At 37.5% G+C, this 22,548-nt stretch carries 22 protein-coding genes, 1 other RNA gene, 1 pseudogene and 1 riboswitch; of the genes and pseudogenes, 18 read left to right on the top strand and 6 right to left on the bottom strand.

The genetic code is table 11. The annotated features are described in order from the left end of the window. The first annotated feature begins 88 nt into the window (after positions 1-88). Genes queC through queE form a run of 3 tightly spaced genes read left to right on the top strand, consistent with a single transcriptional unit; the run spans position 89 to position 1,966 of the window. On the top strand, positions 89-757 hold the full coding sequence (gene queC / locus D4T97_RS04900) for a 7-cyano-7-deazaguanine synthase QueC (RefSeq protein WP_126048316.1): 669 nt from the start codon (positions 89-91) through the stop codon (positions 755-757). Beyond that, the gene (queD, locus tag D4T97_RS04895) at positions 757-1,245 is read left to right on the top strand and encodes a 6-carboxytetrahydropterin synthase QueD (protein WP_126048314.1); all 489 of its coding nucleotides are present in this window, start codon (positions 757-759) and stop codon (positions 1,243-1,245) included. Before queC ends, queD begins: the two co-directional genes overlap by 1 nt. Next, on the top strand, positions 1,238-1,966 hold the full coding sequence (gene queE, locus D4T97_RS04890) for a 7-carboxy-7-deazaguanine synthase QueE (RefSeq protein ID WP_126048312.1): 729 nt from the start codon (positions 1,238-1,240) through the stop codon (positions 1,964-1,966). The genes queD and queE overlap by 8 nt, the downstream gene beginning before the upstream one ends. Positions 1,967-2,393: 427 nt before the next feature. Here the strand turns inward: queE and arr are convergent, their stop codons facing one another. Further along, a complete protein-coding gene (gene arr / locus D4T97_RS04885) occupies positions 2,394-2,810 on the bottom strand; it encodes an NAD(+)--rifampin ADP-ribosyltransferase (protein ID WP_126048310.1) in 417 nt (138 codons plus the stop codon). A gap of 1,503 nt (positions 2,811-4,313) precedes the next feature. Here arr and D4T97_RS04880 point away from each other — a divergent pair. Further along, complete coding sequence (locus tag D4T97_RS04880) at positions 4,314-5,240, top strand: DUF1259 domain-containing protein (protein WP_126049147.1); 927 nt, start codon at positions 4,314-4,316, stop codon at positions 5,238-5,240. Between the two features lie 752 nt (positions 5,241-5,992). Here D4T97_RS04880 and D4T97_RS04875 read toward each other — a convergent pair. Both D4T97_RS04875 and D4T97_RS04870 read right to left on the bottom strand, forming a co-directional pair. Further along, the gene (locus D4T97_RS04875) at positions 5,993-6,571 is read right to left on the bottom strand and encodes a hypothetical protein (protein ID WP_126048308.1); all 579 of its coding nucleotides are present in this window, start codon (positions 6,569-6,571) and stop codon (positions 5,993-5,995) included. Positions 6,572-6,888: 317 nt separating this feature from the next. Next, positions 6,889-8,325, bottom strand: a complete 1,437-nt coding sequence (locus D4T97_RS04870) for a PQQ-dependent sugar dehydrogenase (RefSeq protein WP_126048306.1) — start codon at positions 8,323-8,325, stop codon at positions 6,889-6,891. Positions 8,326-8,577: 252 nt separating this feature from the next. On the opposite strand from D4T97_RS04870, the gene D4T97_RS04865 reads away from it, so the two are divergent. Then, positions 8,578-8,928 (top strand): DUF2200 domain-containing protein, encoded by a 351-nt coding sequence (locus D4T97_RS04865; protein ID WP_126048304.1) that lies wholly within the window; start codon positions 8,578-8,580, stop codon positions 8,926-8,928. A gap of 201 nt (positions 8,929-9,129) precedes the next feature. Here D4T97_RS04865 and D4T97_RS04860 read toward each other — a convergent pair whose 3' ends face one another. Next, a complete protein-coding gene (locus D4T97_RS04860) occupies positions 9,130-9,663 on the bottom strand; it encodes a GNAT family N-acetyltransferase (RefSeq protein WP_126048302.1) in 534 nt (177 codons plus the stop codon). A gap of 184 nt (positions 9,664-9,847) precedes the next feature. Here D4T97_RS04860 and D4T97_RS04855 point away from each other — a divergent pair. Further along, positions 9,848-10,084: pseudogene (locus D4T97_RS04855) on the top strand (DnaB-like helicase C-terminal domain-containing protein); the annotation flags it as partial. 121 nt (positions 10,085-10,205) lie between these two features. Here the strand turns inward: D4T97_RS04855 and D4T97_RS04850 are convergent. Together D4T97_RS04850 and D4T97_RS04845 are read right to left on the bottom strand one after the other, a co-directional pair. Next, positions 10,206-10,832: an NAD(P)-dependent oxidoreductase gene (locus tag D4T97_RS04850; protein ID WP_126048301.1), complete on the bottom strand. Its 627-nt coding sequence runs from the start codon at positions 10,830-10,832 to the stop codon at positions 10,206-10,208. Between the two features lie 834 nt (positions 10,833-11,666). After that, positions 11,667-12,335: a carboxymuconolactone decarboxylase family protein gene (locus D4T97_RS04845; RefSeq protein ID WP_126048299.1), complete on the bottom strand. Its 669-nt coding sequence runs from the start codon at positions 12,333-12,335 to the stop codon at positions 11,667-11,669. Between the two features lie 141 nt (positions 12,336-12,476). Next, a riboswitch (SAM riboswitch) is annotated at positions 12,477-12,589 on the bottom strand. 613 nt (positions 12,590-13,202) lie between these two features. On the opposite strand from D4T97_RS04845, the gene ssrS reads away from it, so the two are divergent. From ssrS to D4T97_RS04785, 12 genes are all read left to right on the top strand, one after another. Beyond that, positions 13,203-13,398: non-coding RNA, 6S RNA (gene ssrS / locus D4T97_RS04840), on the top strand. A 475-nt stretch (positions 13,399-13,873) separates the two neighbouring features. Beyond that, entirely contained in the window at positions 13,874-14,404 is a 531-nt protein-coding gene (gene resA / locus D4T97_RS04835) for a thiol-disulfide oxidoreductase ResA (RefSeq protein ID WP_126048297.1), read from the top strand. 39 nt (positions 14,405-14,443) lie between these two features. Then, positions 14,444-15,172 (top strand): cytochrome c biogenesis CcdA family protein, encoded by a 729-nt coding sequence (locus D4T97_RS04830; RefSeq protein WP_126048295.1) that lies wholly within the window; start codon positions 14,444-14,446, stop codon positions 15,170-15,172. Positions 15,173-15,626: 454 nt separating this feature from the next. Continuing rightward, positions 15,627-16,070 carry a MarR family winged helix-turn-helix transcriptional regulator gene (locus D4T97_RS04825; RefSeq protein ID WP_126048293.1) on the top strand — a complete coding sequence of 148 codons (444 nt, stop codon included), beginning with the start codon at positions 15,627-15,629 and terminating at the stop codon, positions 16,068-16,070. 65 nt (positions 16,071-16,135) lie between these two features. Further along, positions 16,136-16,534, top strand: coding sequence for a DoxX family protein (locus tag D4T97_RS04820; protein ID WP_126048291.1), 399 nt, complete (start codon positions 16,136-16,138; stop codon positions 16,532-16,534). Between the two features lie 114 nt (positions 16,535-16,648). Continuing rightward, on the top strand, positions 16,649-17,635 hold the full coding sequence (locus D4T97_RS04815; protein ID WP_126048289.1) for a ring-cleaving dioxygenase: 987 nt from the start codon (positions 16,649-16,651) through the stop codon (positions 17,633-17,635). A 114-nt stretch (positions 17,636-17,749) separates the two neighbouring features. Then, positions 17,750-18,361, top strand: coding sequence for an NAD(P)H:quinone oxidoreductase (wrbA, locus tag D4T97_RS04810; RefSeq protein WP_126049145.1), 612 nt, complete (start codon positions 17,750-17,752; stop codon positions 18,359-18,361). A gap of 290 nt (positions 18,362-18,651) precedes the next feature. Then, positions 18,652-18,987 (top strand): 2Fe-2S iron-sulfur cluster-binding protein, encoded by a 336-nt coding sequence (locus D4T97_RS04805; RefSeq protein WP_126048287.1) that lies wholly within the window; start codon positions 18,652-18,654, stop codon positions 18,985-18,987. Between the two features lie 118 nt (positions 18,988-19,105). Then, positions 19,106-20,371: a hypothetical protein gene (locus tag D4T97_RS04800; protein ID WP_206435535.1), complete on the top strand. Its 1,266-nt coding sequence runs from the start codon at positions 19,106-19,108 to the stop codon at positions 20,369-20,371. Positions 20,372-20,807: 436 nt separating this feature from the next. After that, positions 20,808-21,284 (top strand): DUF2975 domain-containing protein, encoded by a 477-nt coding sequence (locus D4T97_RS04795; RefSeq protein ID WP_126048285.1) that lies wholly within the window; start codon positions 20,808-20,810, stop codon positions 21,282-21,284. Between the two features lie 10 nt (positions 21,285-21,294). Next, entirely contained in the window at positions 21,295-21,516 is a 222-nt protein-coding gene (locus D4T97_RS04790) for a helix-turn-helix domain-containing protein (protein WP_126048283.1), read from the top strand. Positions 21,517-21,590: 74 nt separating this feature from the next. Then, positions 21,591-22,421: a DUF817 domain-containing protein gene (locus tag D4T97_RS04785; RefSeq protein ID WP_126048281.1), complete on the top strand. Its 831-nt coding sequence runs from the start codon at positions 21,591-21,593 to the stop codon at positions 22,419-22,421. The last annotated feature ends 127 nt before the right edge of the window (positions 22,422-22,548 follow it).

The raw sequence follows: 22,548 nt of genomic DNA, 5'->3' as shown, positions 1-22,548 counted from the left end.
TTCTAGCCCCCCTCGTTAAAAAAACTAAGGAGAAGCAATACTTCTATTTTAGGGGTATTGCTTTTTCTTTTGTAAAGGAGTTTTCTACATGTTAAAGGATGAAAAAGCCATTGTTGTCTTTAGTGGTGGACAAGACAGTACGACGTGCTTATTTTGGGCGTTAAAAACGTTTAAGGAAGTAGAAGTTGTCACTTTTAATTATAATCAAAGGCATAAAAGTGAAATTGAGTGTGCAAAAGTAATAGCACAAGAGTTAGATATTAGACATCACTTGTTAGATATGGGGCTGCTGAATCAATTAGCTCCGAACGCATTAACAAGAAGTGATATAGAAATAACAGATGGAGAAGAAGGGGAACTGCCATCAACTTTCGTTCCAGGACGCAACTTGATCTTCCTTTCATTCGCGGCTGTTTTGGCAAGCCAAGTGAATGCCAAGCATATCATCACTGGTGTGAGTGAAACAGATTTTAGCGGATATCCCGATTGCAGGGATGCTTTTATCAAATCTCTGAATGTGTCTATTAATTTATCGATGGACCAACAGTTTGTTATTCATACACCGCTCATGTGGTTGGATAAGGAAGAGACTTGGAAGCTTGCAGATGACCTGAATGTACTGGATTATGTCCGGGAGAAGACATTGACCTGTTATGAAGGAGTAATAGGTGATGGCTGTGGAGCGTGCCCAGCATGTAAGTTAAGGAAGAATGGGCTAGAAAAGTATCTCACGTCAAGAAAAGGAGGGAAGGTATAATGGGGAAGGACTTTTTTGGTTTTCGAATTGTAGAAGATTTACAAAAGATGGATCGGGATATTAAAAAAGACGAACTGAAATATCATAAAAAACGAGTACTTGTCAGTAAGGAGTTTACGTTTGATGCAGCCCATCATCTTCACTGTTATGAAGGGAAATGTAAGAATCTGCACGGGCATACGTATAAAGTCATTTTTGGCATCAGCGGGTTTGTAGATGAAATAGGCCTCGTAATAGATTTTGGGGATATCAAGGAGATCTGGAAACAGGAAATAGAAATTGACCTTGATCACCGCTATTTAAATGAAACCTTGCCAAAGATGAATACAACTGCTGAGAATATGGTTGTTTGGATTTATGAAAAAATGAGGGAGTCACTGAACAACAGGCAGGATCAATATGATGGTGTTCAGGTTGAATTTGTCCGTTTATATGAAACACCTACCAGTTATGCAGAGGCAAGGCGGGAGTGGATGGAAATTGAGTAAAGTACCTGTAATTGAAATATTTGGTCCAACCATTCAAGGAGAAGGGATGGTGATCGGCCAAAAGACAATGTTTGTCCGAACAGCCGGTTGTGACTACTCCTGTACATGGTGTGATTCTGCTTTTACATGGGACGGTTCAGCAAAAGATTTAATCAAGCAAATGGACGCGGAAGAGATTTGGCATGAACTTAAGTTACTTGGGGGTAACGGCTTTTCTTTCGTAACCATATCCGGTGGAAATCCTGCATTATTGAAAAACCTCAGCTACTTAATCAATCTATTAAAAAAGAACAAGATACAAGTCGGGTTAGAAACACAAGGTAGCAAGTGGCAGGATTGGTTTTTAGACATTGATGAATTAACCATTTCTCCAAAGCCGCCAAGTTCTGGAATGGTAACTGACTTTGATACTCTTGACATGATTATTGAAAAACTAAAGGGAGCAAATTCAACACATAGTTGCAGTTTAAAAGTGGTGATTTTTGATGACCAGGATTTCGACTATGCCAAAAAAGTGCATTTTAGATATCCGGAAATCACGTTTTACCTGCAGGTAGGTAACGATGATCATAGGACATCTGAGAATGAACGGTTAATTAATCAGTTATTACATAAATATGAGTGGCTGGTAAATAAAGTAGTAGAAGATAACGATTTGAGAAACGTGAAAGTCCTGCCCCAGCTTCATACCTTGATTTGGGGAAATAAACGTGGCGTTTAGGGTCAATAGGAAGATGTACTAATCACCGGTATCTATGATTTATTTAGTAACAAGCAATACATGGATCGGTTCACAGATAAGTAATCCAACAAGTAAAATCATGATCATTTTGGTCCGTTTATTTTATCGTAAGTAAAATGTGTTAGAAAAACCGTAAGAAGTACTTAAGTAAAATTGAATATCCAAATAAAATCACCTGTCAGGAACTTGTAAAGCTAGGCCGTTTCTTATATACATCAGGGTGCTATCCTAGAACAAGGATAAGCGCCCCCTGGGTATATCTGTTTTTGATTTGGCGTTCGCCAAAAGTAAGAATGAAGAATAACACGTTATTCCGCTAACGGGCGCAATTGCTTGATAAGCAGTTGTGCCCGGTTTCTTAACTTAAACAACCGGGCCATTAAGTTGAAAGGAATCCCCTTAAGTATTAATCGTATATTATATCTTTTCCTTGTTCACGTAACTTTTTTAAAGATGTAAGCATATGGTTTATTTCTTCATCGGAATGTCTTTCCCATGAACCTAATTCTGCTACTATTTTCAAAGGAGATTTAGACCTATAAGATCGTGTTGGGTTTCCAGGAAATCTTTTGTCAGTTAAGTTCGGATCATTTTCAAAATCACCTAATGGTTCTACAATATAGATTCTTTCCTTTGATTCAGATTTTGCTAATTCAGCACCCCATTTAGCAGCATCTAATGTCGCAGTAAAATATATATAGTTGGATTTTTTATCTTGGTAATTTGATAAGTGTTGGGGTTCCAAGAAATCTCCAATTTTCAGTTCAGCTTTAGTCCCATGAAAGAAAGGACCATTATCTAAGATATCTTTTTTGTCGTTCATACTGATACACCCCTTATACTTTAGATTTGTATATAACAGTATAGTAGTGGGATTACAGAAAGAATAGTCTATAAATAATTTAAAAATAATAGTATAATGTAAGTAGAGAGAATGATAACGAATGACCATTACCTATCTTTACGTTTTAATTATCAATCAACATTTTAATGCTAGGGGATTTATGGACCGGCTTATTATATTTAAACAGTTATATTTATCAATCGGGCGCTATCCTGGAACAAGGATAACGCCCATTTTTCATTTTAGAGCCATTTTCTAGAATGAAGTGAATTCTTAGACACTAAACATATAGAACAACCTCTTTGTCAACATCTTCAATATGCATTTCAGCCTAAATCCGTATTTTTGTCGGTTGTCCTTAGAAGGGAAAAGTGGACGGCTAAATTTGATTTGCAGGTGCGCTCGTAAAAGACGAAGAAGTAGATTAAAGAAGATGATTAATAAGAAACAATTACTCGGCTTGGAAAAATCAGGCTTTTCCTTTCAAATTGATGATTGGATTCGAATACAAAGACTAATTAAGCTTTCGACATTTAGAATTTAACATAAAACTGTTACTCAATAAAAGTAAAGAAAGAGATTTAAAATTAATAATAATAAAGGAGGCGAAGCAAAAAGACATAAAAAACGATTGCTCCAAAAGGAATGTATTATCTCCCAAACGGACGGTTACTTTCCTTTTATGGTTTACCCTATTTAAGCTTATTAAGAAAACACTTAAGAAAAAGCCCGGTCTACGCCGGGCCTATGACTATAGAAATCTCTACGACTATCACCTCTGAGACTTCTCTTTTTCATGAAGTTATCTAGAAATCAAATTCCTCATGTCTACGTCTACGTTCTCTGCATATGCACTCAAATTCCCGCCTGCGCTCTCTTTCGCGTTCTTCACGGCATTCACAAATTAATCTTCTTCTCCGTCTTTCCCTTTCTCCACCAACAAAATCATCTTCAAAAAGGAACATACTCTGGACACCTCCTTTACATCAATTAAAGCCGGCTTCAATATTAATATATTGAAAATTGTCGAATTAGATTGGACAGACCTTCTGATAAAAATGAGGATTTTTTATTGTATAGATAGGTTACAGGTTCTTATTTAAATCTTGGCACTTCATCTTAATGGTGTTTATTTACCGGTTGTCAATCCATTACAGGAAAAGGTTGGACTAAAAGCTGTCCCGTGATAATCCAGATTTTATCAGGATAGGAGCTGGCATATTTCTTTGGACAAATCAGAGTCTCTAATTGGACCGCCGGAACTATTGCTATGAGAAGCCCGGGTTAATGCCGGAATGGCCATAACGTCTGTTTTGTTCCATTAATTTTCTCTAATCAATTGAGCATACTCCGGCTTTTATTGTCCGACCAAACCCAATTTAATACGGATAGGTATTTAACACTTGCGGAAAATTGGATGGGGCATATCCTTCCATAGGTTATATTAATATCATTCATTTGGAGGGGTTATTTGTGAGAGGTATGGATACGAATCCATCAAAGCTTTGCCGAGAGTTTGCAAGAATACTAGGCTCCACACCTAGCGTCGTCAATGGCGTGTGTACCGCAACCCGGTCCAGAACGAATCTTCATCCTATCGTATTGGGTAGACCTGCAGAATCTTTTATGTTTGTTCCCCAGGCTTTTTCATTTGAAAATATGAATAAAAATGGGCAAGCCTTGTGCCTTGGAGAAACGGTTCTTCTCCAAGAGGAAGTTAACCCTTTTATGAGCAAGCTTCGTCAGCACGACATTATTGTAACAGCTACACACAATCACTGGCTTTTCGATAAGCCTCGGCTTATGTATATGCACTTTGAGTCGATCGACGAGCCACTTGCCTTTGCCAGAAAAGTCCGGGACGCTATGCGGGTATTAACTACTCGTCCAGTCCGGGTGGAGGCCAGCTCAAAAAGCCTGGAAAGCCTGGATGAACAAAGTATGGACGTATCTGCTGGACGGCATGACGATGGAAGCAGCCTTTGTGATCAGTTCAGCCGAATTCTTGGAGGAGAAATGCACACGTTTGAAGATGATATATGCATTGTGATGAGATCACGACATAACATCCGACCGGTCGTTCTAGGCAGACAAGGCCGCTCCTTCCTGTTGATTCCGCAGATGTTTACCTTTGAGTCTCTGTCCCCGGACGGACGTGCACTTTGCGCCGGTGAAACTGTTATTTTACAGGAGGAGCTCAATCCTTTTATAAGTAGGCTCCGGGAACAAGGAATATTTGTAACAGCGTTTCATAACCACTGGTTATTTGAACATCCGAGGCTCATGTATATACACTGGTTATCGATCGACCAGCCGCTGGATTTTGCAAGAAAAACTCGTAAAGCATTAAGTGTGCTGAATAATCGGCCAGTAAGGTTCAGAAGTAAAACATCTATAAGGAGAAAATAAGATACCCAAAAGAAAACCAGAAGGAAATTCATATTCCGTTGTTTTTTTATGTAAAGGGCAGTGGTTACTAAGAATATAGCTAGCGGAGATGTTTTTTTGATCTCTTTCCACACCTGAAATCTTATTATTTTCATTTCCCCTTATTACATTTTTTGTTCGAAGTGCAATAAGGGGACAATGCTGATTGAACCCTGTTATATCATATGAAGCGCCAGGTAAGTAAAGTCCTTAACCATACAGTGAAAGAGCATAACCACTTCCCCTTTTATTTCTACCACAATGATTAAAGGTGATCTTTTTCGAAAGAAAATATCACCCCCCATAGAAATGGGTTGATTGAATTGGCTGTCAGGCTTTAATGCCCAATCGCTCGATTCCAAAAGAAATCACTTACACTGATTCTCTATTACAGCTTTATGAACTTCAGCATCGAGGGGGTGACACACTACATGCAACAATACTCCTGATTCCAATAATATGATGGGGTCCGAAGTGCAATTGTTATGCAGAACCAATTGGAAGTATTATAGTGGCAATATTGATTACTTTTAGCGGATGGCATGTCCATAAAAAATTCAAACCATTTATAAATGGAAGAAACACATACGGATCTTGGTGTACTTGAAACAAGTTAGCCCGTATCAGACATGGGATGGTAGATCGGTTTGACAAGTTAACATGAAATTCTTATTTGACCAACATCTTATTAACTATTTAGACCTAAACATGAGAAGGAGCATAGATTCTGCGCCCTAAACTTGTTTACTTATTTTTTCAATCAATTTATACCATTTCTTAAAAATAAACCTGCTTAATTCAACCCATAGCCAGCTATATACAAAAGTAAAAATGTAAATAAAACCTATAACCTTTAATGAAAGTGATGTACCGGCGGTGGGTCCTAAAACAGGGAATTGAACTATATATAAAAGGAAACAAATTCCACCTGACAATAATAAAGATGTAAAGACGATAATGCTGATTCGTCTTTTTAAAATGGGAAGTGCTATCCCGATTCCTAAACCTATAAGCCCAGTTGTAAATGGGAAAACAAAAAATTCGGCGGGTTGTATAAGAATAAGTAAAAGTAACGTTAGAACGTAACACTGAAGCACATTTGAAATGGATATAATACAACAAACCAAGATAGGGAGAGTGGCAAAAGGGCTAATTAAATACCCGACTCCCGGCAGAAGGTTACCGGTTGACTGCAGGATAGCTGCAATTGCCGAAAGTAGGGCGGTTAATACGAGCTTTTTAGAATACGAAAACGTTTTTAAATAATTATGAAGCTTGTATGGTTCATGTGATAAAATGCTAAACCAATACATAGGTTTCTCCTTCTAGACATACCTTTTTTATATGTCCATCTTTTTTCTTAGCATAAGAACTTCACATAAAAACGCATATATCCATTTGATTACAATCAATTACTACACTTATTCCAGCTAACATCCGTAGTAGTCAGAATCTGTATAAGAATTCACAGGATATATCAAAGATGGCTAGTTATCTCACGAGAACAAGAATCGTTCCTTCGCAAGAGAAGATGTACGGAACATGCATATCAGAAAAAATAACCAACCGCGGGAGCATGATTTCTCTCTTGATTTTTTCGATGCATTCCAATAGGAATTTAATTTTATAGTTATGAACCTGGAACAATTTCAAAAACAGTACCTTGGTTAAAATCAGTCACTTTCATAGAGCCATATACTCCTAAATATAGTCTGGTCTGATCCAGATTCGTTCCTAGACTGACATAATAAGCTGATTGAGACCCAAAATCATAATTGGTTTTAATAACACTAAAATCATTTAGTTTACAATCTGTTCTTACCCGGGTATAAGCTAAAACCCCTCTAACCGGAGATTGAGATTCTTCGCGCCTCGCAAGATCGGTAAACACAACGTTTCCCATTAAATCTGGGATTCCATTCCCCATATAGGCTTGCACACCTGTAAGTGCAGTTCCTCCAAATTTATCGGAGCGGGGATCATCGTGGTAATAACTAGTTAACGGCTGAAGACGCTTTACAGAAGTTTTTATTGCTTCATTGAAATATGCAATTGTTTTCTCATCCAAAGTGGGATTTTCAGAACAGCTCTTTTTAGTTGAAGTAGGAAAAGCACCTTCCCACCCTCGCCAGCCAAAGTTAATAAATCCTTCTTGGTCAGGTATAGAATTCATTATAGAAGCTTGAATAAGCTGAGTAACCGGTACTGGTTTATATTGAACGAATGAAAAAATCGACTCTACCAAATCTTGTCCGACATTTCCCACATATTTGATATATCGATTATTCGCCTTTTGAAATGAAATGCCTGGTATATTGCGAACTCCTTTAGCAATGACCGTAAGTGTTTCCTGAACAGTTACGGGAAGTTCATTAAAACGTGTGACGACGGGTGGATTATTGATAAATGTATTCTTAGCCACATCAATTTCAATTATTTTACCTGCTATTTCCATATCATCTTGGCTTAAATTAAATGGGTCATAGCCTGCTCCACCATCTCCAGTTGTTAAAACAAGTTTTCCTGTTTCAGGTGAAAAGTTTAAACTATTGACACCATTATGGTTAAAGAATGGTCTTCTTAAGTTAAGTAATGTCCGTCTTTTTTGAGGTTGACCATTCGATAGTAACATCCATTCTTCAACTGTATCGATATGATCGTATTGAGTTTCTCTATTGGTCCATCTTAGATTTAACGTATCGGGATCGCACGGGTTAGGCTTAAACCGTTTAGAAAGAGCGCCTGGTCCTTGTGTTCCAGCTACTGAATAATGAAGATAAAACAGACCGTTATAATAAAAACGGGGATGAAACGCCAGCCCTATCAATCCCCGTTCATCATATCCACCACGAGAAACACCTGGTTCAGAAGTACCCAGTTTTAAGATTCGCGGGCGAATATCTAAAAAAGTCCTCAAACTTCCGTTTCCTATGTAAAAGATTTCTCCTACCTGGGTTGCAATAAATAATCTTTCAATTGAGTCACCTGGAAGTATAGTTGTTTTCAAAACAGTGGGTAAATTTAACTTACTTACAAGGGGGCGTAAGTTTACCTTAACGTTTATCACCTAACTTTCCACTCCTTCTTATTGTGTTCTTTTATAAGAATATGATTAGAGCGGTTCTATTAGTACGAAATTAGGCCGAGGAAACTGACAAGGAATCTGCATCTACGCACACAACAGCTTACCTGAGTTAAAGGAGAATCATTTTATTATTATATCGGAGGTGTTGTAATGATTGCGGAGAAGGGGGACAATCTGGAAGAAAATCTTAGGGGTCTTATGTGATAAACTTAAGAAAACGAGGGAGGATGTATCATGACCAAACATAAGATCTATACAATGAGTTTCGCAAGTGTCTATCCCCATTATGTTAAGAAGGCGGAGAAAAAAGGACGCACGAAAACAGAAGTCGATGAAATCATCAGTTGGTTGACAGGGTATAGCCAGGAGGAGTTAGAAGCGCAACTGGAAAAACAGACAGACTTTGAGACCTTCTTTGCGAAAGCCCCCCAACTGAATCCTTCCCGGACTTTGATCAAAGGTGTGGTCTGCGGTGTCCGAGTGGAAGACATTGAAGAACCAACTATGCAGGAAATTCGCTATTTGGATAAGCTGATTGATGAGTTGGCAAAAGGAAAAGCGATGGAGAAGATTTTGCGTAAATAATAATTAGTATTCCGATTACCTTAAAATAGCCGTCTATTCGGGCGCACTTATTGAATAAGTCAGTATGCCCTTGCTTTAATCGGGACATGTTCTTGAGTTGCAATATAAAAAATGGGTTGTCCTGATAAATGTTGAAAAACAATTTCAGGAACAACCCCTTTCAAAATCTCAAGTTTTAGAGGCTGGTGAATTAGCCCAAATTCATTCTAAAAAAGCGTTTGAATAGTGAACGACCCCTTCTACATTTTCAAGGGAATTCTCAGTTAATTCCAGGGCCATAAATACATCATCAGGCACATCAAATGGAGATTGTATATTCCATAAACGAGCTTGTTGAAAGCCAAATTTTGGATAATAGTCACTATGACCTAAAACGATAACTGAATGATAACCAATCTCTTTTGCTCTATTTAATGCAGCATGAATTAATTGACTTCCTATACCTCTCTTCTGATGCTCTGGTGTAACAGATACTGGGGCAAGTGCCAAAGAATCCACGGTTTTATCATCATTTACGATTGTAACTTTAGACAAAAGAATATAACCAACAATTTCCTTATCCTTGTCTATTGCAACCAATGAAAGTTCGGGAATAAATGCATCTGATTTTCGGATTCGATTAACAAGTAGATGCTCTTTCTTATCACTATATTCTTCGTATAAAAAGGCTTTTTTAACAACCTTTTCAGTCATGTTATATTCTTCTGGGAGCTCTTCTCTGATTAAGATTTCCATTTATAGTCTCCTGTTCTTTTAATTAATTAGACCAAGGTTTATTATTCTTTCTATAAACGGTACTCTCTTAATGACTATGGGCATTAAGAAAGTTTACTTAACCAGCACTAAACATAAGTTAAACAAACAAAAACCTCCAAATCGGTATGAAAATTTATTTTATGAAGTTATATCGTAGATGTCAAGCAGGGGAGTGGAGAGCTGGCAGGATAAACGGCCGATCCTTTCTGATCTGCGGGAAAGCGGGAAAATCTAATAGGATGCCGACGTAATCGCCTTCCTGTACCGCGATGATTATTATGAGAAGGAGACGAAACACCCGAATATTGCGGAGGTGATTCTAGCGAAACAGTGGAACGGTCCCATTGGTACCATACGGCTTATCTTTGAGAAAGAATATGGTAAGTTCGGAGATGCGTGATGGGGAGAAGATGCAATGATTTCGAGGGTCTTGGTTTATGGTAAGGTTCATGATGCTTTTAGTATGCTTTTTCGGTCGCGTAACGCCACTCTTCATACATGAACCTTCCACTCTTTGAGGCTTAATACGAAATTCCTACCCGTTTGCCAATAAATGTGCTGTCATGGAGCTGGGCATAGGCAAAGGCCGCGGTGTCTTGAACGGATATCTGTTTTCCGTCTGCAGGCAGCATATCCACTTCCACCCGATATTGTCCCGTTTCTTCTCCTTCCGGCAAGTAGGTCGGACAAACGAGCGTCCAATCCAGCGCAGACTTCTGCATCTGGTGATAAGCTGCTAAATGGTCTTCCGCTGCAGTGGTTGTCTTCCGCTTGGATTCACTTGATTGAAAACGGTACAACTTTGGGTTCACTCTGCTGTCCAATATACCTGCCGTACCTATGGCAATCAGTCTGTTTACATGGTGTTTTTTCATCAAATGAATGAGTAAGGTAGTGCTCCTGGACAATGTATTATTTTTATCGGTGTTTAATCCACTCACAACCGCTTCAATGGGCAGCCTCGTCATCGCTTCTTCCAGTGCCGCTTCATCGAGCACGTCTCCATGGATAATTTGCAGATTAGGGCTTGTGACTGTAATTCTACCAGGCGTCCGGACGAGTGCCACCACTTGATGTCCGTCTCTCAGGGCTTTTGCCAACAGCACACTTCCAACTCTGCCCGTAGCCCCCAATAATAAAATATTCATCGTATGACCTCCGCATTCTTAATATTCCCCTTGTACTATTGTTGCACATGCGTTCTATTAAGTGAAATCATCAACGTGGCCACCTGTTAGAAAATATTTTAGGGAGAGGGAAGATCATATTAGAAGAAACATGAAATATGTTGCGATGGGTGCTGTCAATTTATGATAGAGCCTATAAAGTAATAGGAGAAGTGGGATGAAATAATGTTTAACTGAGCCCCGATTGGTGGAAGGTTAAAAATGATTTAATCATTGGTTCTAAGTTAGTTCCTCCAAGTACAATACTACAACTAAAAGATGCATTTGGAACAATTCCCAACAATAAGCAAAACTACGTTGTTCGTATTCATAATAAAGTTTTAACCATTAAGCTTGAATAGGGAGTTTTAAAGAAACATGAATGACAAACCTCTGTCTAGATGACATGGGGGACATGCAGGAACGTTTCTGCGAACACCCACTTTGCGGAGTGGTGGTTTAAAACTTTCTTAGATTCTATACGGCAGAAGCGGCTTGTACATAATGAAAACAAATCAGCTTCCTTTGGGTGCTGTTTTATTGATGTCTATATTTAAATCTTTTTAAAGCTACTATGTATTAGTCTAGCATCTGACGGACAGTCTTACGGCAATGGCCGGCCCATCCAATACTGCTATAGTAAGGCAATCAAGGTGAACAGATAGGGGAAAGTGTCTAATGTTTCCTCTATACTTTAAAGCCTTTAAAACTCTAGGCTCTAAAGTTAACTCACTGAGTAAATTTTTATAACTTAAAACGCTACACCTCTTTATGAGGCATAGCGTTTTGTTAAGCTCCTTCGTTAGGTATTATTTATTACTTTTCATAAGCATTTAATGCATTGACACCGTGAGCAAGGGCAGAACCAGCTTTTAATGCTACAGCAACAAAAATTGCTTCCGATACATCTTCCAAGCTTGCTCCAGCTTTTTTCGCTGCACCAATATGTAAATCAATGCAATATGGGCAACCTGTGACATGTGCGACAGCAACAGCGATTAATTCTTTTTCTTTTACAGTCAACTCTCCGGCTTTTAATGCTTTTTGATCAAAGTCGATAAATGATGAAAAATTATCACCGCTTAAATTAGCAAACTCTTTAATCCGATTGAAATAAGAAGCTTTATATAGTTCTTGATCTCCCTCTCCATCGAATGCATTCAGTGCATTAACCCCGTGAGCAAGTGCAGAGCCAGCTTTTAACGCAGTTGCAACAAAGATTGCCTCAGCTACTTCTTCTTTACTAGCTCCAGCTTTTTTTACATCATTCACATGAATTTCAATGCAATACGCACATCCAGTAACATGGGCGACAGCCACGGCGATCAATTCTTTTAATTTTACAGATAACTTACCTTCCGCTAGTGCCTTATTGTTAAAGTCAATAAACGATGTAAAGGCTTCTGGAGCATAGTCAGCCAATTCTCCTAATTTGTTTAAGTTTGATTTTCTGTAAAGTCCCAATTCAGTTGTTTTAGTTGTCATTTTATATTCCTCCAGTATGTTATATAATTTGCACTTATCAGATCTGAAAACTTAAATTAAAGGTGTAAAGATTCGTCGCGACTTTTTCTTTTACAAAAAAACCCCCTTCCAAAAAGGAAGAGGGTTTTTTATCTACACTCTTCCTCATCTTTCAAGCTGACTCGCTTGCTGGAATTAGCACCTTTTTACTTATTTTAAGTAATGGTTGCCGCAGGATCGCCGGACCAGATTCCTCCCCTGACTCTTGATAAGGAAAAATATTTAATTGTCATTGAATAACTATACCTTAACTTGAATAGAATTATCTGTCAAGTATAAAAATGAAGGGAGCTAGATGAAATCTGGGGTAGAATGAATGAATTTTATACAAAACAATTATGTTGTTTTCTCCGGGGTAAAAGTCGAAATTGCTTTCAATTTCAAGTGAAAACGATTGTTTTGAAATTTATTAATAGTGGGTGGAACCATATTATCATTTTGTTTTTAATATTCCATCCAATCAATTTAAGAAGCAAAGATTTGGTTCAAAGGAAGAAAAAAACTTTTGCGGGGGAGACAGAGAAGACAGAGTCCATTTTTCATTTCGGCCCGCACATGTCTTCCATTTTGAAGATCTAGCAGGAAGTAGAACTAATTGATCCATTTGCAAACCTCCGTCTTTCAGTAAATAATATTTTTAATATCATTGAAATTTGTTTAATTGCAAAGGACGCACCAAGAGTGGGTGTGTAACTAAAAGAAATAACCATTTTTGAACTCGATTTTTGGCTATGCAAAATATCGCCTAAAATAAGAGGAAATTAACAACTAAAATGCATCGACAACAATTTCCATTGAACTATAAGTAAATCTAGGGTAAAATAATCACATAAGCTGCGTTGTTCGTATTCATAATAAAGTTTTAACCTTTAAGCTGGAATAGGGAGTTTTAAAGGAAACCGGAATGACAAACCTCTGTCTAGATGACATGGAGGACATGCAGGAACGTTTCTGCGAACACCCACTTTGCGGAGTGGTGGTTTAAAACTTTCTTATATTTCTATACGGCAGAGGCGGCTTGTACATATTGTAAGCAGATCAGCTTCCATTGGGAGCTGTTTTTTTGTTGTCTAATTTAACTCTTTTTTAAAAAACAGACTTAAATTACAGAGTTTCAGCCCAGCATCAATTCCAGACAGTCTTTCGGCAATGTACTGCTTAAACCAATACTGTTTTAGAGAAGGTAAATAGTGGTCATGCTCGTGGTTAGTTTTTTGGTGATAATAGAATAGAGGCCCAAAGAGAAGGACTCTTTTTAGCTTTTTATATTTGTATTTTTTTAGTTAATCCTTTGTTAATTTAAACTCATTTCAAGCCTTTAAAGAATGCTATTTTTATAACTTCCAACTAAATGATGACATTTATAAGTTTTCAAGATAACTTCATAGTTTCTTCACATTCGTGTCTTATCTTAAATAGTGCGTATGTTCATCAATCTTGGTAGGGACAAGTTTTATTGGATTTTAATAACTGTTTTTTACATATATAGGAGGTAAAAAATGAAGAAAAAGAAACGACTGATTATGCGAAGTGTGATACTAGCCATTATGGTGACTGCTATCGTCTACACCCTATATAACAATTTTACCAAGGAAGCCAGAGGGCAACTGGCTATCGGGGATAAAGCACCGGATTTCATTCTATCTGATATGAATGGTAATACACATAAATTGTCTGACTATGAAGGAGAAGGTGTGTTTTTGAACTTTTGGGGAACATGGTGCAAGCCGTGTGAAAGAGAGATGCCTTATATGGAAAATCAATATCAAGTGTTCAAAGATCAAGGGGTGGAGATATTGGCTGTTAACGTAGGGGAGCCAGAATTCGCCATAAATAAATTTGTTCAAAAACACGGTTTAAACTTTCCGATTTTGAAAGATACGAATAAAGAAGTTCTCAATCTGTACAAAATCACACCTCTACCCACTACAATACTGATTAATTCAGAAGGTATAATAACGGCAATAGAATCAGGGGAACTTCCAGAAGCAAAAATTAAAGGAATGATGGAGAGCATCCAGCCTCATTAAGAAACTATAAAGTGGTAAGATTAAAATGAGGTCGATGATATGTATCAAGAGATCAGCAAAATAAGTCAATTTTTAAGTGACCCATTTATGTCACTGTATCATGGGACAGAGGCACCTATAGTTGTTGCTTTTTTACTAGGGTTAATAGGTGCACTGGCACCTTGCCAGTTAACAGGAAATATAAGCGCAATTACACTTTATGGGAATAGGAGCCTGCAAAATTCCCAGTACTGGGTCGATGTGCTTTTCTTTGTCCTTGGCAAGATTGTAGTATTTAGCGGTTTGGGCCTCCTTGTCTGGTTGGCTGGACGAAGCTTTGAAGAGAAAATCATTGTCCTATTTCCTGTATTCCGTAAAGCGATTGGCCCCATTCTTATTTTTATAGGAATCTTTTTACTTGGGTGGATAAAACTAAATTTAATCAATAAAATGACAAGTAAAATACCAATGAAACTGCGCAGCGGAAAAACGGGGTCTTTCTTAATGGGCGCAAGTTTCTCCATTGCATTTTGCCCAACCATGTTTGTCATATTTTTCGTTACACTAATGCCGGTTGTTTTGACCTCTTCTTACGGTTTGATTCTCCCCACTGTTTTTGGAATTGGAACTTCTATACCTGTACTGGTTGTTATCGGAATGATTTCATATTTAGGATTAAGTGGTTCCCTAATGAAAAGAAGTAGAAAAGTAGGGAATGTGGTCCAACGAATTGCCGGAGCAGCTCTTATTTTGATAGGGATATTGGATACCGTTACTTATTGGGTTTAGAAAAGCCAAACAATCACTATATACTAAATAAAAATTCCCTTTGCATCGCAATAGGGAATTTTTTTGTTCAGCTGTTTTCCTGCATATTTCTGCACAGTTAAAGCAGTCTCCGTACATTTTCGACAGATATCGTGGTCTTTATTACATTGTCTCCTCAAGCTTCACAAACCACTGCACATAATTCGCAAATTTGCATTGCGAAAGGACTTCTGGACTCGATATGGTTCGCTTTTCTTAAAAAGCTTCCTCATTAATACCATTAACACAATAGAAAGAGCCCAATTCTTGCTACAGAATTGGGCTCTTTGATTGAAGCCTTCTATTTTGAATTCATCGCGAACATTTCAAAAGCGACAAATATCAGTTTTGAATCACGACCTATATTAAAGTGTTGACATCGATAAAATTTCATCATATAATTATCTCGAATTCGAGATAATGGAGGTGAGTTCCTATGGGGCTAGCTGAGGATCGGGATGTATCATTAAAACTATTTATTGTTTTAACGAGAGCAATGCAATCCATCACGAAACGTGCTGAGGAAGATATAAAAAGTTATGGACTTAACACTACAGAGTTTGCAGTCCTGGAGTTACTTTATCATAAAGGGGAACAACCGATACAAAAAATAGGTGAAAAAATTCTGCTTGCAAGCAGCAGTATAACTTATGTTGTAGATAAATTAGAAAAGAAAAATCTAATTGTACGTAAACCATGTCCTAAAGATCGTCGAGTTACTTATGCAGTCATAACCGAGAAAGGACAGGAGTTCATGAGTGAAGTCTTTCCAAAACATAAAGAAGCCCTTCAAGAGATCTTTGCTGGATTGGAAGTTGAGGAAAAAGAGCAGTTAATTAGACAATTAAAGAGGTTAGGCATGTACGCTGAGCAAATCTAACCTTTTTTTTGGTTAATTATCTCGAATTCATAATATATTAATGGATTATATCCAAAAAGGAGATTATAATGAGTTTAGGATTATTATTAATACGATTGGTTATTGGAATTTTATTTATAGGACACGGTGCCCAAAAATTGTTTGGATGGTTTGGTGGTCATGGATTGAAAGGTACTGGAGGGTGGTTCGAATCAATTGGCATGAAACCAGGAGTATCTCTGGCCCTTTTAGCAGGATTAGCAGAGCTTATTGGTGGAATTTTGTTCGCTTTAGGGCTTCTAACTCCACTTGCAGGAGTCATAATTGCAGGAACCATGGTAATGGCTATTGTTAAGGTGCATGGCTCGAATGGATTATGGGCAACATCAAATGGATACGAATATAATCTGACTTTGTTAGTAGTCGCTATTGGTATAGCACTAATAGGTCCGGGTCAATATGCTTTGGACACATTTTTATTCTAATATATCTCGAACTCGAGACTCTTTGATTTAATATAAACCTGTGACAATTTAGATTCTATATTATGGACAAAATAAAGTATTAGATTTCTGCAAAGGATAAAGGAGGGTTTAACAATGAATGAATTAAAAGGGATACATCATGTAACAGCTATAACTAGCAGTGCAGAAAAAAACTATGAATTTTTTACGTATGTTTTAGGAATGCGCTTAGTAAAGAAAACAGTTAACCAAGATGATATTCAAACATATCACTTATTTTTCGCCGATGATAAAGGCAATCCGGGAACAGATATGACCTTTTTTGATTTTCCTGGCATACCAAAAGGGGTTCATGGTACAGATGAGATTTCGAAGACATCATTCCGTGTACCGAACGACGCAGCTTTGGATTATTGGGTAAAACGTTTCAACCGTCTTAAGGTTAAACATACAGGGATTAGAGAACAATTTGGAAAAAAGACACTTTCCTTTGTTGATTTTGATGACCAAAAATATCAATTGATCTCTGATGAAAATAATAAAGGGGTTGCTCCGGGGATACCATGGCAAAAAGGCCCTATACCTATAGAATATGCGATTACTGGATTAGGGCCAATATTTGTTCGTGTCTCTAACTTTGATTATTTTAAGAAGATGATGGAGGAAGTCCTATTATTCAAAGAAATAGCAGAAGAGGATTCATTTCATTTGTTTGAAGTTGGAGAGGGAGGAAATGGCGCTCAAGTAATAGTTGAATACAACGCGATTCTGCCCAGATCACGCCAAGGTTTTGGAACGGTGCATCATGCAGCATTTCGTGTTGAAGACCGTTCTGTATTAGATGAATGGACCAAACGATTGCAATCCTTTGGTTTATCAAACTCAGGTTATGTGGAGCGTTATTACTTTGGATCATTATATTCGAGGGTTGCACCGCAGATTTTGTTTGAATTTGCTACAGATGGACCAGGTTTTATGGGAGATGAACCATATGAAACGCTTGGAGAAAAATTATCATTGCCTCCATTTTTTGAACCACAACGTGAAGAGATTGAAAAACTAGTTCGTCCGATTGACACAGTCAGAAGTACGAAAGAATTTATAAAAGAATATGAGGATTAAAACCGTTACTAAGAAATGAATACAAACTTTATAAGAAAGAAACAATAGGTGGTGTGTGAAATGAGTTTTTTATCCAAATTATTTGGAAGTTCAACAATAAAGGAGCCAGAAAAAATGACAAATGTAAAGTTAGCAGTAGTTTTTTACAGCATGGGTGGAACAAATTATCAATTAGCAAAATGGGCGGAAGAAGGAGCCAAAGAAACTGGTGCAGAAGTGAAAATTTTAAAAGTACAAGAATTGGCGCCACAATCCGTTATCGAGGGAAATGAAGTTTGGAAAGCTACTGTCGATGCTACGAAAGACGTTCCAGTCGTAACATCGGACGATATTGAATGGGCAGATGCAATCATCTTTAGTGTCCCAACTCGATTTGGAAACATGCCATCACAAATGAAGCAATTCCTTGATACTCAAGGTGGGCTTTGGGCTAGTGGTAAAACAGTGAATAAAGTTGTAAGTGCAATGACCTCCGCGCAAAATCCACACGGTGGTCAGGAAGCTACTCTCTTATCATTATATACTTCAATGATGCACTGGGGAGCCATTATCGCAACTCCAGGTTATACAGACCCAGTTATATTTGGAGCGGGGGGAAATCCGTATGGAACAAGTGTAACTGTAGATCAGGATGGAAAAATGATAGAAGACGTTCAAGCAGCTGTCAAACATCAAGCGAAACGCACAGTTCAAGTTGCGGAATGGGTTAAAAAAGGAAATCAATAATTAAAAATAGAGGCTGACCGATAGTAATCGGTTGGCTTTTTTTAATTTGCCAAGAACATTTAAAGTAGCAGATTTATTTTTAGAAATTAATCTAAAAAAACCGGTTTCTGCTTTAAGTTTGTCTACCCTCTATTTTCTTTATTTTTTTATTGACATCCATTCGGAAAAATACAGCCAATATTTTCTGCATACAAATAGATATCTGAATACAGGCTAATAATAAATCTTTTTCATCGGGAATTGCAGGTACAGACTATAAAAACCAAGAAATTATATGGGGAGGTATTACAATGCCTAATGTAACAGTATTCGGCGGAAAGACTTTTGAAGTTGAAATGGGAAAAAAATTAGTACTAGCTCTCGAAGACAATGACGTAAATATTCTCCATCAATGTGGAGGAAACGCGAAATGTACTACTTGCAGGGTGGAAGTATTAGCGGGTGACTTTTTGGAGGTAACAAAAAAAGAAAAAAAAGCCTTTGCTGATAAAGGTATTGATGAGCATTTATATGAAGATTATTTACGCTTATCTTGTCAAATTCGTGTAAATGGAGACATAACTGTTCGACCGATTATGACAGTGGAAAGCACGGGGAAAATAGCTGGCCCAAGACCAGCTGACTAATAAGATTTACCTTAGAGTGGGAATGATTTTTGTTAATATCCGTAAATCCTTGAGTGAATGACGGCAGCATCTTAAGAAAAACGATCTAGATGATAATAAGTTTAAGGGAGTTTTTTTAATGAAAACAACAAGAATAACTACACTTTTAGAATTGATGAAAGCAATTTCTGAAAATATACCACAGGTTTTGGAGATAGAAACATCCATTCTTTCCCCTCATTCCATTACTTTACCTGAAGGCTACAAATTAAAAGGAAAAAACAGCGATTCATGTATGGTGAGCTTTAATAATAGTGATGGCTTTGGTATGACGCGCAACAATACCATCTCAAACCTAACAATGATGACAAAACAAACAAACCGAGCAATATATACGGTGTGCGGAATTTCAGATATGGGGAATATTCACCTTGAAAATTTGAATATTACAGGGCAAGTTTCTATTATTTCTAGGCCGGGAACAGACAAGATCAATCTGATTGCAGATAAGATACACATTACTTCTTGCGATTCAAGGCATTACAGTGAGCAGCCGCAAAAGTATGGCGTTAATGTATACCAAGGGGCATTGACTGTATATAATTTTAATTCTAATAAAGAAAGTAAGATTGATTGCAGATTAACGAATATCCGCATAGGGTTAAAAAACTCTCCTGTTATTGGCTCGGGCATTTTTGTTTCCGGTTTTGGCGATGAGGGTGGAAAAGTAAATTTGGAAACACTAACCACAGGTGCTGTGTATTCAAATGGCATGTTACCCTATGGTACCGCCGATATCATTACTGCAGCTGTTTTCATTGTTTATGGTGTTAAGGCAAAAACAGTTGAACATCATGGTGAACTCGTGACTTACGGTGTTAATGATATGGTCCTAGATACGTGGGGCGAAGTAGAAAAATGGGTTAGCAATGAACAAATAGTATCTTATGGCCCGAGCGGTATAGGATTTGTGAACTTTGGTACAGTAAAAGATTTCACGGCACAAGATATCACTACATATGGTTTGGGTGCTAGAGGCTTTAACCAATATGACGGTACGGTTGAAAATATTAAGTTTAAATCCATTACAACCCATGGTGATGGCTCTATAGGTATACAAGTGAGCAAACCGATTGGAAATATGACTGTGGAAGAAAATGTAACAACCTATGGTTCTATGGGTAATTCTTTAGTTAAAGGCGTAATAACGGAGCTTGCAGCAAATGCAATAAGTATTAAATCAGGTGGCAAAGTTGAAAGTTTGACCATTCATGGTGACATTGTTACTTATGGTGAAAATGTTACGAATTACGCATTGGAAGGCGGAGAAGTTGCAAATTTTAAGATTGACGGCAAAATGACAGTTCATGGGGAAAATTCACAACCGAAACTAATGGTGGAGTAAACTTTCCATCGAACTGTTGAATGCATTATTAAAGTTGAAAGAGTAATTGATGATGGAGATATGACGCTTATTAGAGTACTGCCTCAAATTGAACGTCGATCCTTAGGCCCGTTCGTTTACCTTGATCATTATAAGCATTACTCAAAAAGAATAATCCCCCATCAACAGAAACGATTCTGGTAAAAGGGGCGCCTTATTTGGATTGGCCATATTATTGAGGAACAGATATATAAAGCTTGGAGTTGAACAATTTATAAATTAAATAGTATTAAGTTATAGAGCATTTCCTTGTAATGAGGAATTGCTTTTTTTTGTCTAAATTAAAGGGGAATTTTAAATATCAATAATAATATAATCAAAAAGGATAAATATTTATTGTAAAACGATAAATGTGCTGTTAAAATCAAAATGAAAATAAATAGGTGAGGTGCTTTTTATGAAACATGGTTCAAAACTCTTTTTGAAGGTAGCAGTTTTTCTTATTGGAACTCCAGTTCTAGCATTGTGTATATTTGGGCTGCCTTGGTTAACTAAAAACCCAGTAAATCCAGATTATGCCCATATACTATATCCCATTTTGATAGGTATGTTTGTATCGATCATCCCGTTTTATATTGCATTGTATAAGGCTTTTAGACTTTTAAGTTTTATTGACAAGAACCAAGCTTTCTCTGATTTGTCTGTTAAAGCTCTAAAGGATATTAAATTATGTGCAATGACAATCAGTGGTTTGTATGTGTTAATTCTGCCATTTGTTTATATCGTAGCAGAGCTGGACGATGCCCCAGGTCTCATAATAATCGGAATGGTCCCTATATTTGCTTCAATGGTGATTGCAGTCTTTGCTGCTGTTCTCCAAAGACTTTTACAAGAAGCTATAAATATAAAATCAGAAAATGATTTAACGGTCTGAGGTGAAAAACATGGCAATTATAATCAATATTGACGTGATGTTGGCTAAAAGGAAAATGAGCGTGACAGAACTTTCGGAGAGGGTTGGAATCACAATGGCTAACCTTTCTATATTGAAGAATGGTAAGGCAAAAGCGATTCGATTATCGACATTAGAAGCGATTTGTAAGGCGCTGGAATGCCAACCAGGGGATATTTTAGAATATCGAAGTGATGAAGACATCCTAGATTAATAATATATGATAGGAAAACAAGATTCCTTGTTCCATCATTTCAATGATCAAATCCAATAAAAGTGGGGTTACTCATGAATGTAATCGATCAATGTAATTCTCGACAAAAAACATTGAATGCACAAATTGCAAGAGCACTAAAACAACTAGTTCGTTTTGGTTGGGAAGAGGCCCTATCGTGTTTATTTCCTATCGTTGTATTCGCTTCTCTGGCTTTTACTCAACTCATACCACTTCCCATCCTGCCACGGTATGACTGGCTGCTCATCATCTTCCTTCTGATGCAGTGGTGGATGGTGCGCTCTGGGCTTGAAACACGGGATGAACTGAAGGTTATTACACTGTTCCACCTAATTGGGCTTACTTTGGAAATTTTCAAGGTACATATGGGCTCATGGTCTTATCCAGAGGAAGGATATTTCAAAATTCTTGGAGTGCCTTTGTATAGCGGATTCATGTACGCAAGTGTAGCGAGTTATCTGTGCCAGGCGTGGAGAAGGCTAAATGTTGATTTGGTTATGTGGCCGCCGATTTGGGCAGTTGTACCTCTTGCAGCTGCGATTTATTTAAATTTTTTCACCCACCATTATTGGATTGACGTTCGTTGGTGGTTATTCGGACTTGTGATTATCGTCTTTTGGCAATCATGGATCACATACGAGGTCGATGGTACCCGTTATCGTATGCCACTCGTACTTTCTTATTTGCTCATTGGGTTTTTTATTTGGATAGCCGAAAATATCGCAACGTTTTTTGGAGCGTGGCAATATCCGAACCAGACATATGCATGGAGTCCAGTTCATCTAGGAAAGGTTAGTTCATGGGTCTTATTAGTGATAGTTAGCTTTCTTATAGTAGCAATGTTAAAGCGGGTTAAGGGAAGATTCCACTATGATAGACACTAGTCAATTTTTATATCGTTAAGAATCCACTTTTAATAAAGTGAGTTCCATAGGAGCTTTTTAGGGTAAAGTTCTCCTGCTGTATAAAATTACAATAATGAAAAAAGTAACGTTCGAATTGTTACTTTTT

The organism is Siminovitchia acidinfaciens, from assembly GCF_003605385.1.
Lineage (GTDB): Bacteria > Bacillota > Bacilli > Bacillales > Bacillaceae_C > Siminovitchia > Siminovitchia acidinfaciens.
The sequence above is the reverse complement of the archived record's forward strand: the minus strand, read 5'-3'. Positions and strand labels throughout refer to the sequence as shown.

Bases quoted from the DNA above. Each gene is read 5' to 3' on its own strand.
- queC (WP_126048316.1), top strand. From the start codon at position 89: ATGTTAAAGGATGAAAAAGCCATTGTTGTCTTTAGTGGTGGACAAGAC.
- queD (WP_126048314.1), top strand. From the start codon at position 757: ATGGGGAAGGACTTTTTTGGTTTTCGAATTGTAGAAGATTTACAAAAG.
- arr (WP_126048310.1), bottom strand. From the start codon at position 2,810: ATGAACGACAAAAAAGATATCTTAGATAATGGTCCTTTCTTTCATGGG.
- D4T97_RS04880 (WP_126049147.1), top strand. From the start codon at position 4,314: ATGGATACGAATCCATCAAAGCTTTGCCGAGAGTTTGCAAGAATACTA.
- D4T97_RS04875 (WP_126048308.1), bottom strand. From the start codon at position 6,571: ATGTATTGGTTTAGCATTTTATCACATGAACCATACAAGCTTCATAAT.
- D4T97_RS04865 (WP_126048304.1), top strand. From the start codon at position 8,578: ATGACCAAACATAAGATCTATACAATGAGTTTCGCAAGTGTCTATCCC.
- D4T97_RS04860 (WP_126048302.1), bottom strand. From the start codon at position 9,663: ATGGAAATCTTAATCAGAGAAGAGCTCCCAGAAGAATATAACATGACT.
- D4T97_RS04850 (WP_126048301.1), bottom strand. From the start codon at position 10,832: ATGAATATTTTATTATTGGGGGCTACGGGCAGAGTTGGAAGTGTGCTG.
- D4T97_RS04845 (WP_126048299.1), bottom strand. From the start codon at position 12,335: ATGACAACTAAAACAACTGAATTGGGACTTTACAGAAAATCAAACTTA.
- resA (WP_126048297.1), top strand. From the start codon at position 13,874: ATGAAGAAAAAGAAACGACTGATTATGCGAAGTGTGATACTAGCCATT.
- D4T97_RS04830 (WP_126048295.1), top strand. From the start codon at position 14,444: ATGTATCAAGAGATCAGCAAAATAAGTCAATTTTTAAGTGACCCATTT.
- D4T97_RS04825 (WP_126048293.1), top strand. From the start codon at position 15,627: ATGGGGCTAGCTGAGGATCGGGATGTATCATTAAAACTATTTATTGTT.
- D4T97_RS04815 (WP_126048289.1), top strand. From the start codon at position 16,649: ATGAATGAATTAAAAGGGATACATCATGTAACAGCTATAACTAGCAGT.
- wrbA (WP_126049145.1), top strand. From the start codon at position 17,750: ATGACAAATGTAAAGTTAGCAGTAGTTTTTTACAGCATGGGTGGAACA.
- D4T97_RS04805 (WP_126048287.1), top strand. From the start codon at position 18,652: ATGCCTAATGTAACAGTATTCGGCGGAAAGACTTTTGAAGTTGAAATG.
- D4T97_RS04800 (WP_206435535.1), top strand. From the start codon at position 19,106: ATGAAAACAACAAGAATAACTACACTTTTAGAATTGATGAAAGCAATT.
- D4T97_RS04795 (WP_126048285.1), top strand. From the start codon at position 20,808: ATGAAACATGGTTCAAAACTCTTTTTGAAGGTAGCAGTTTTTCTTATT.
- D4T97_RS04790 (WP_126048283.1), top strand. From the start codon at position 21,295: ATGGCAATTATAATCAATATTGACGTGATGTTGGCTAAAAGGAAAATG.
- D4T97_RS04785 (WP_126048281.1), top strand. From the start codon at position 21,591: ATGAATGTAATCGATCAATGTAATTCTCGACAAAAAACATTGAATGCA.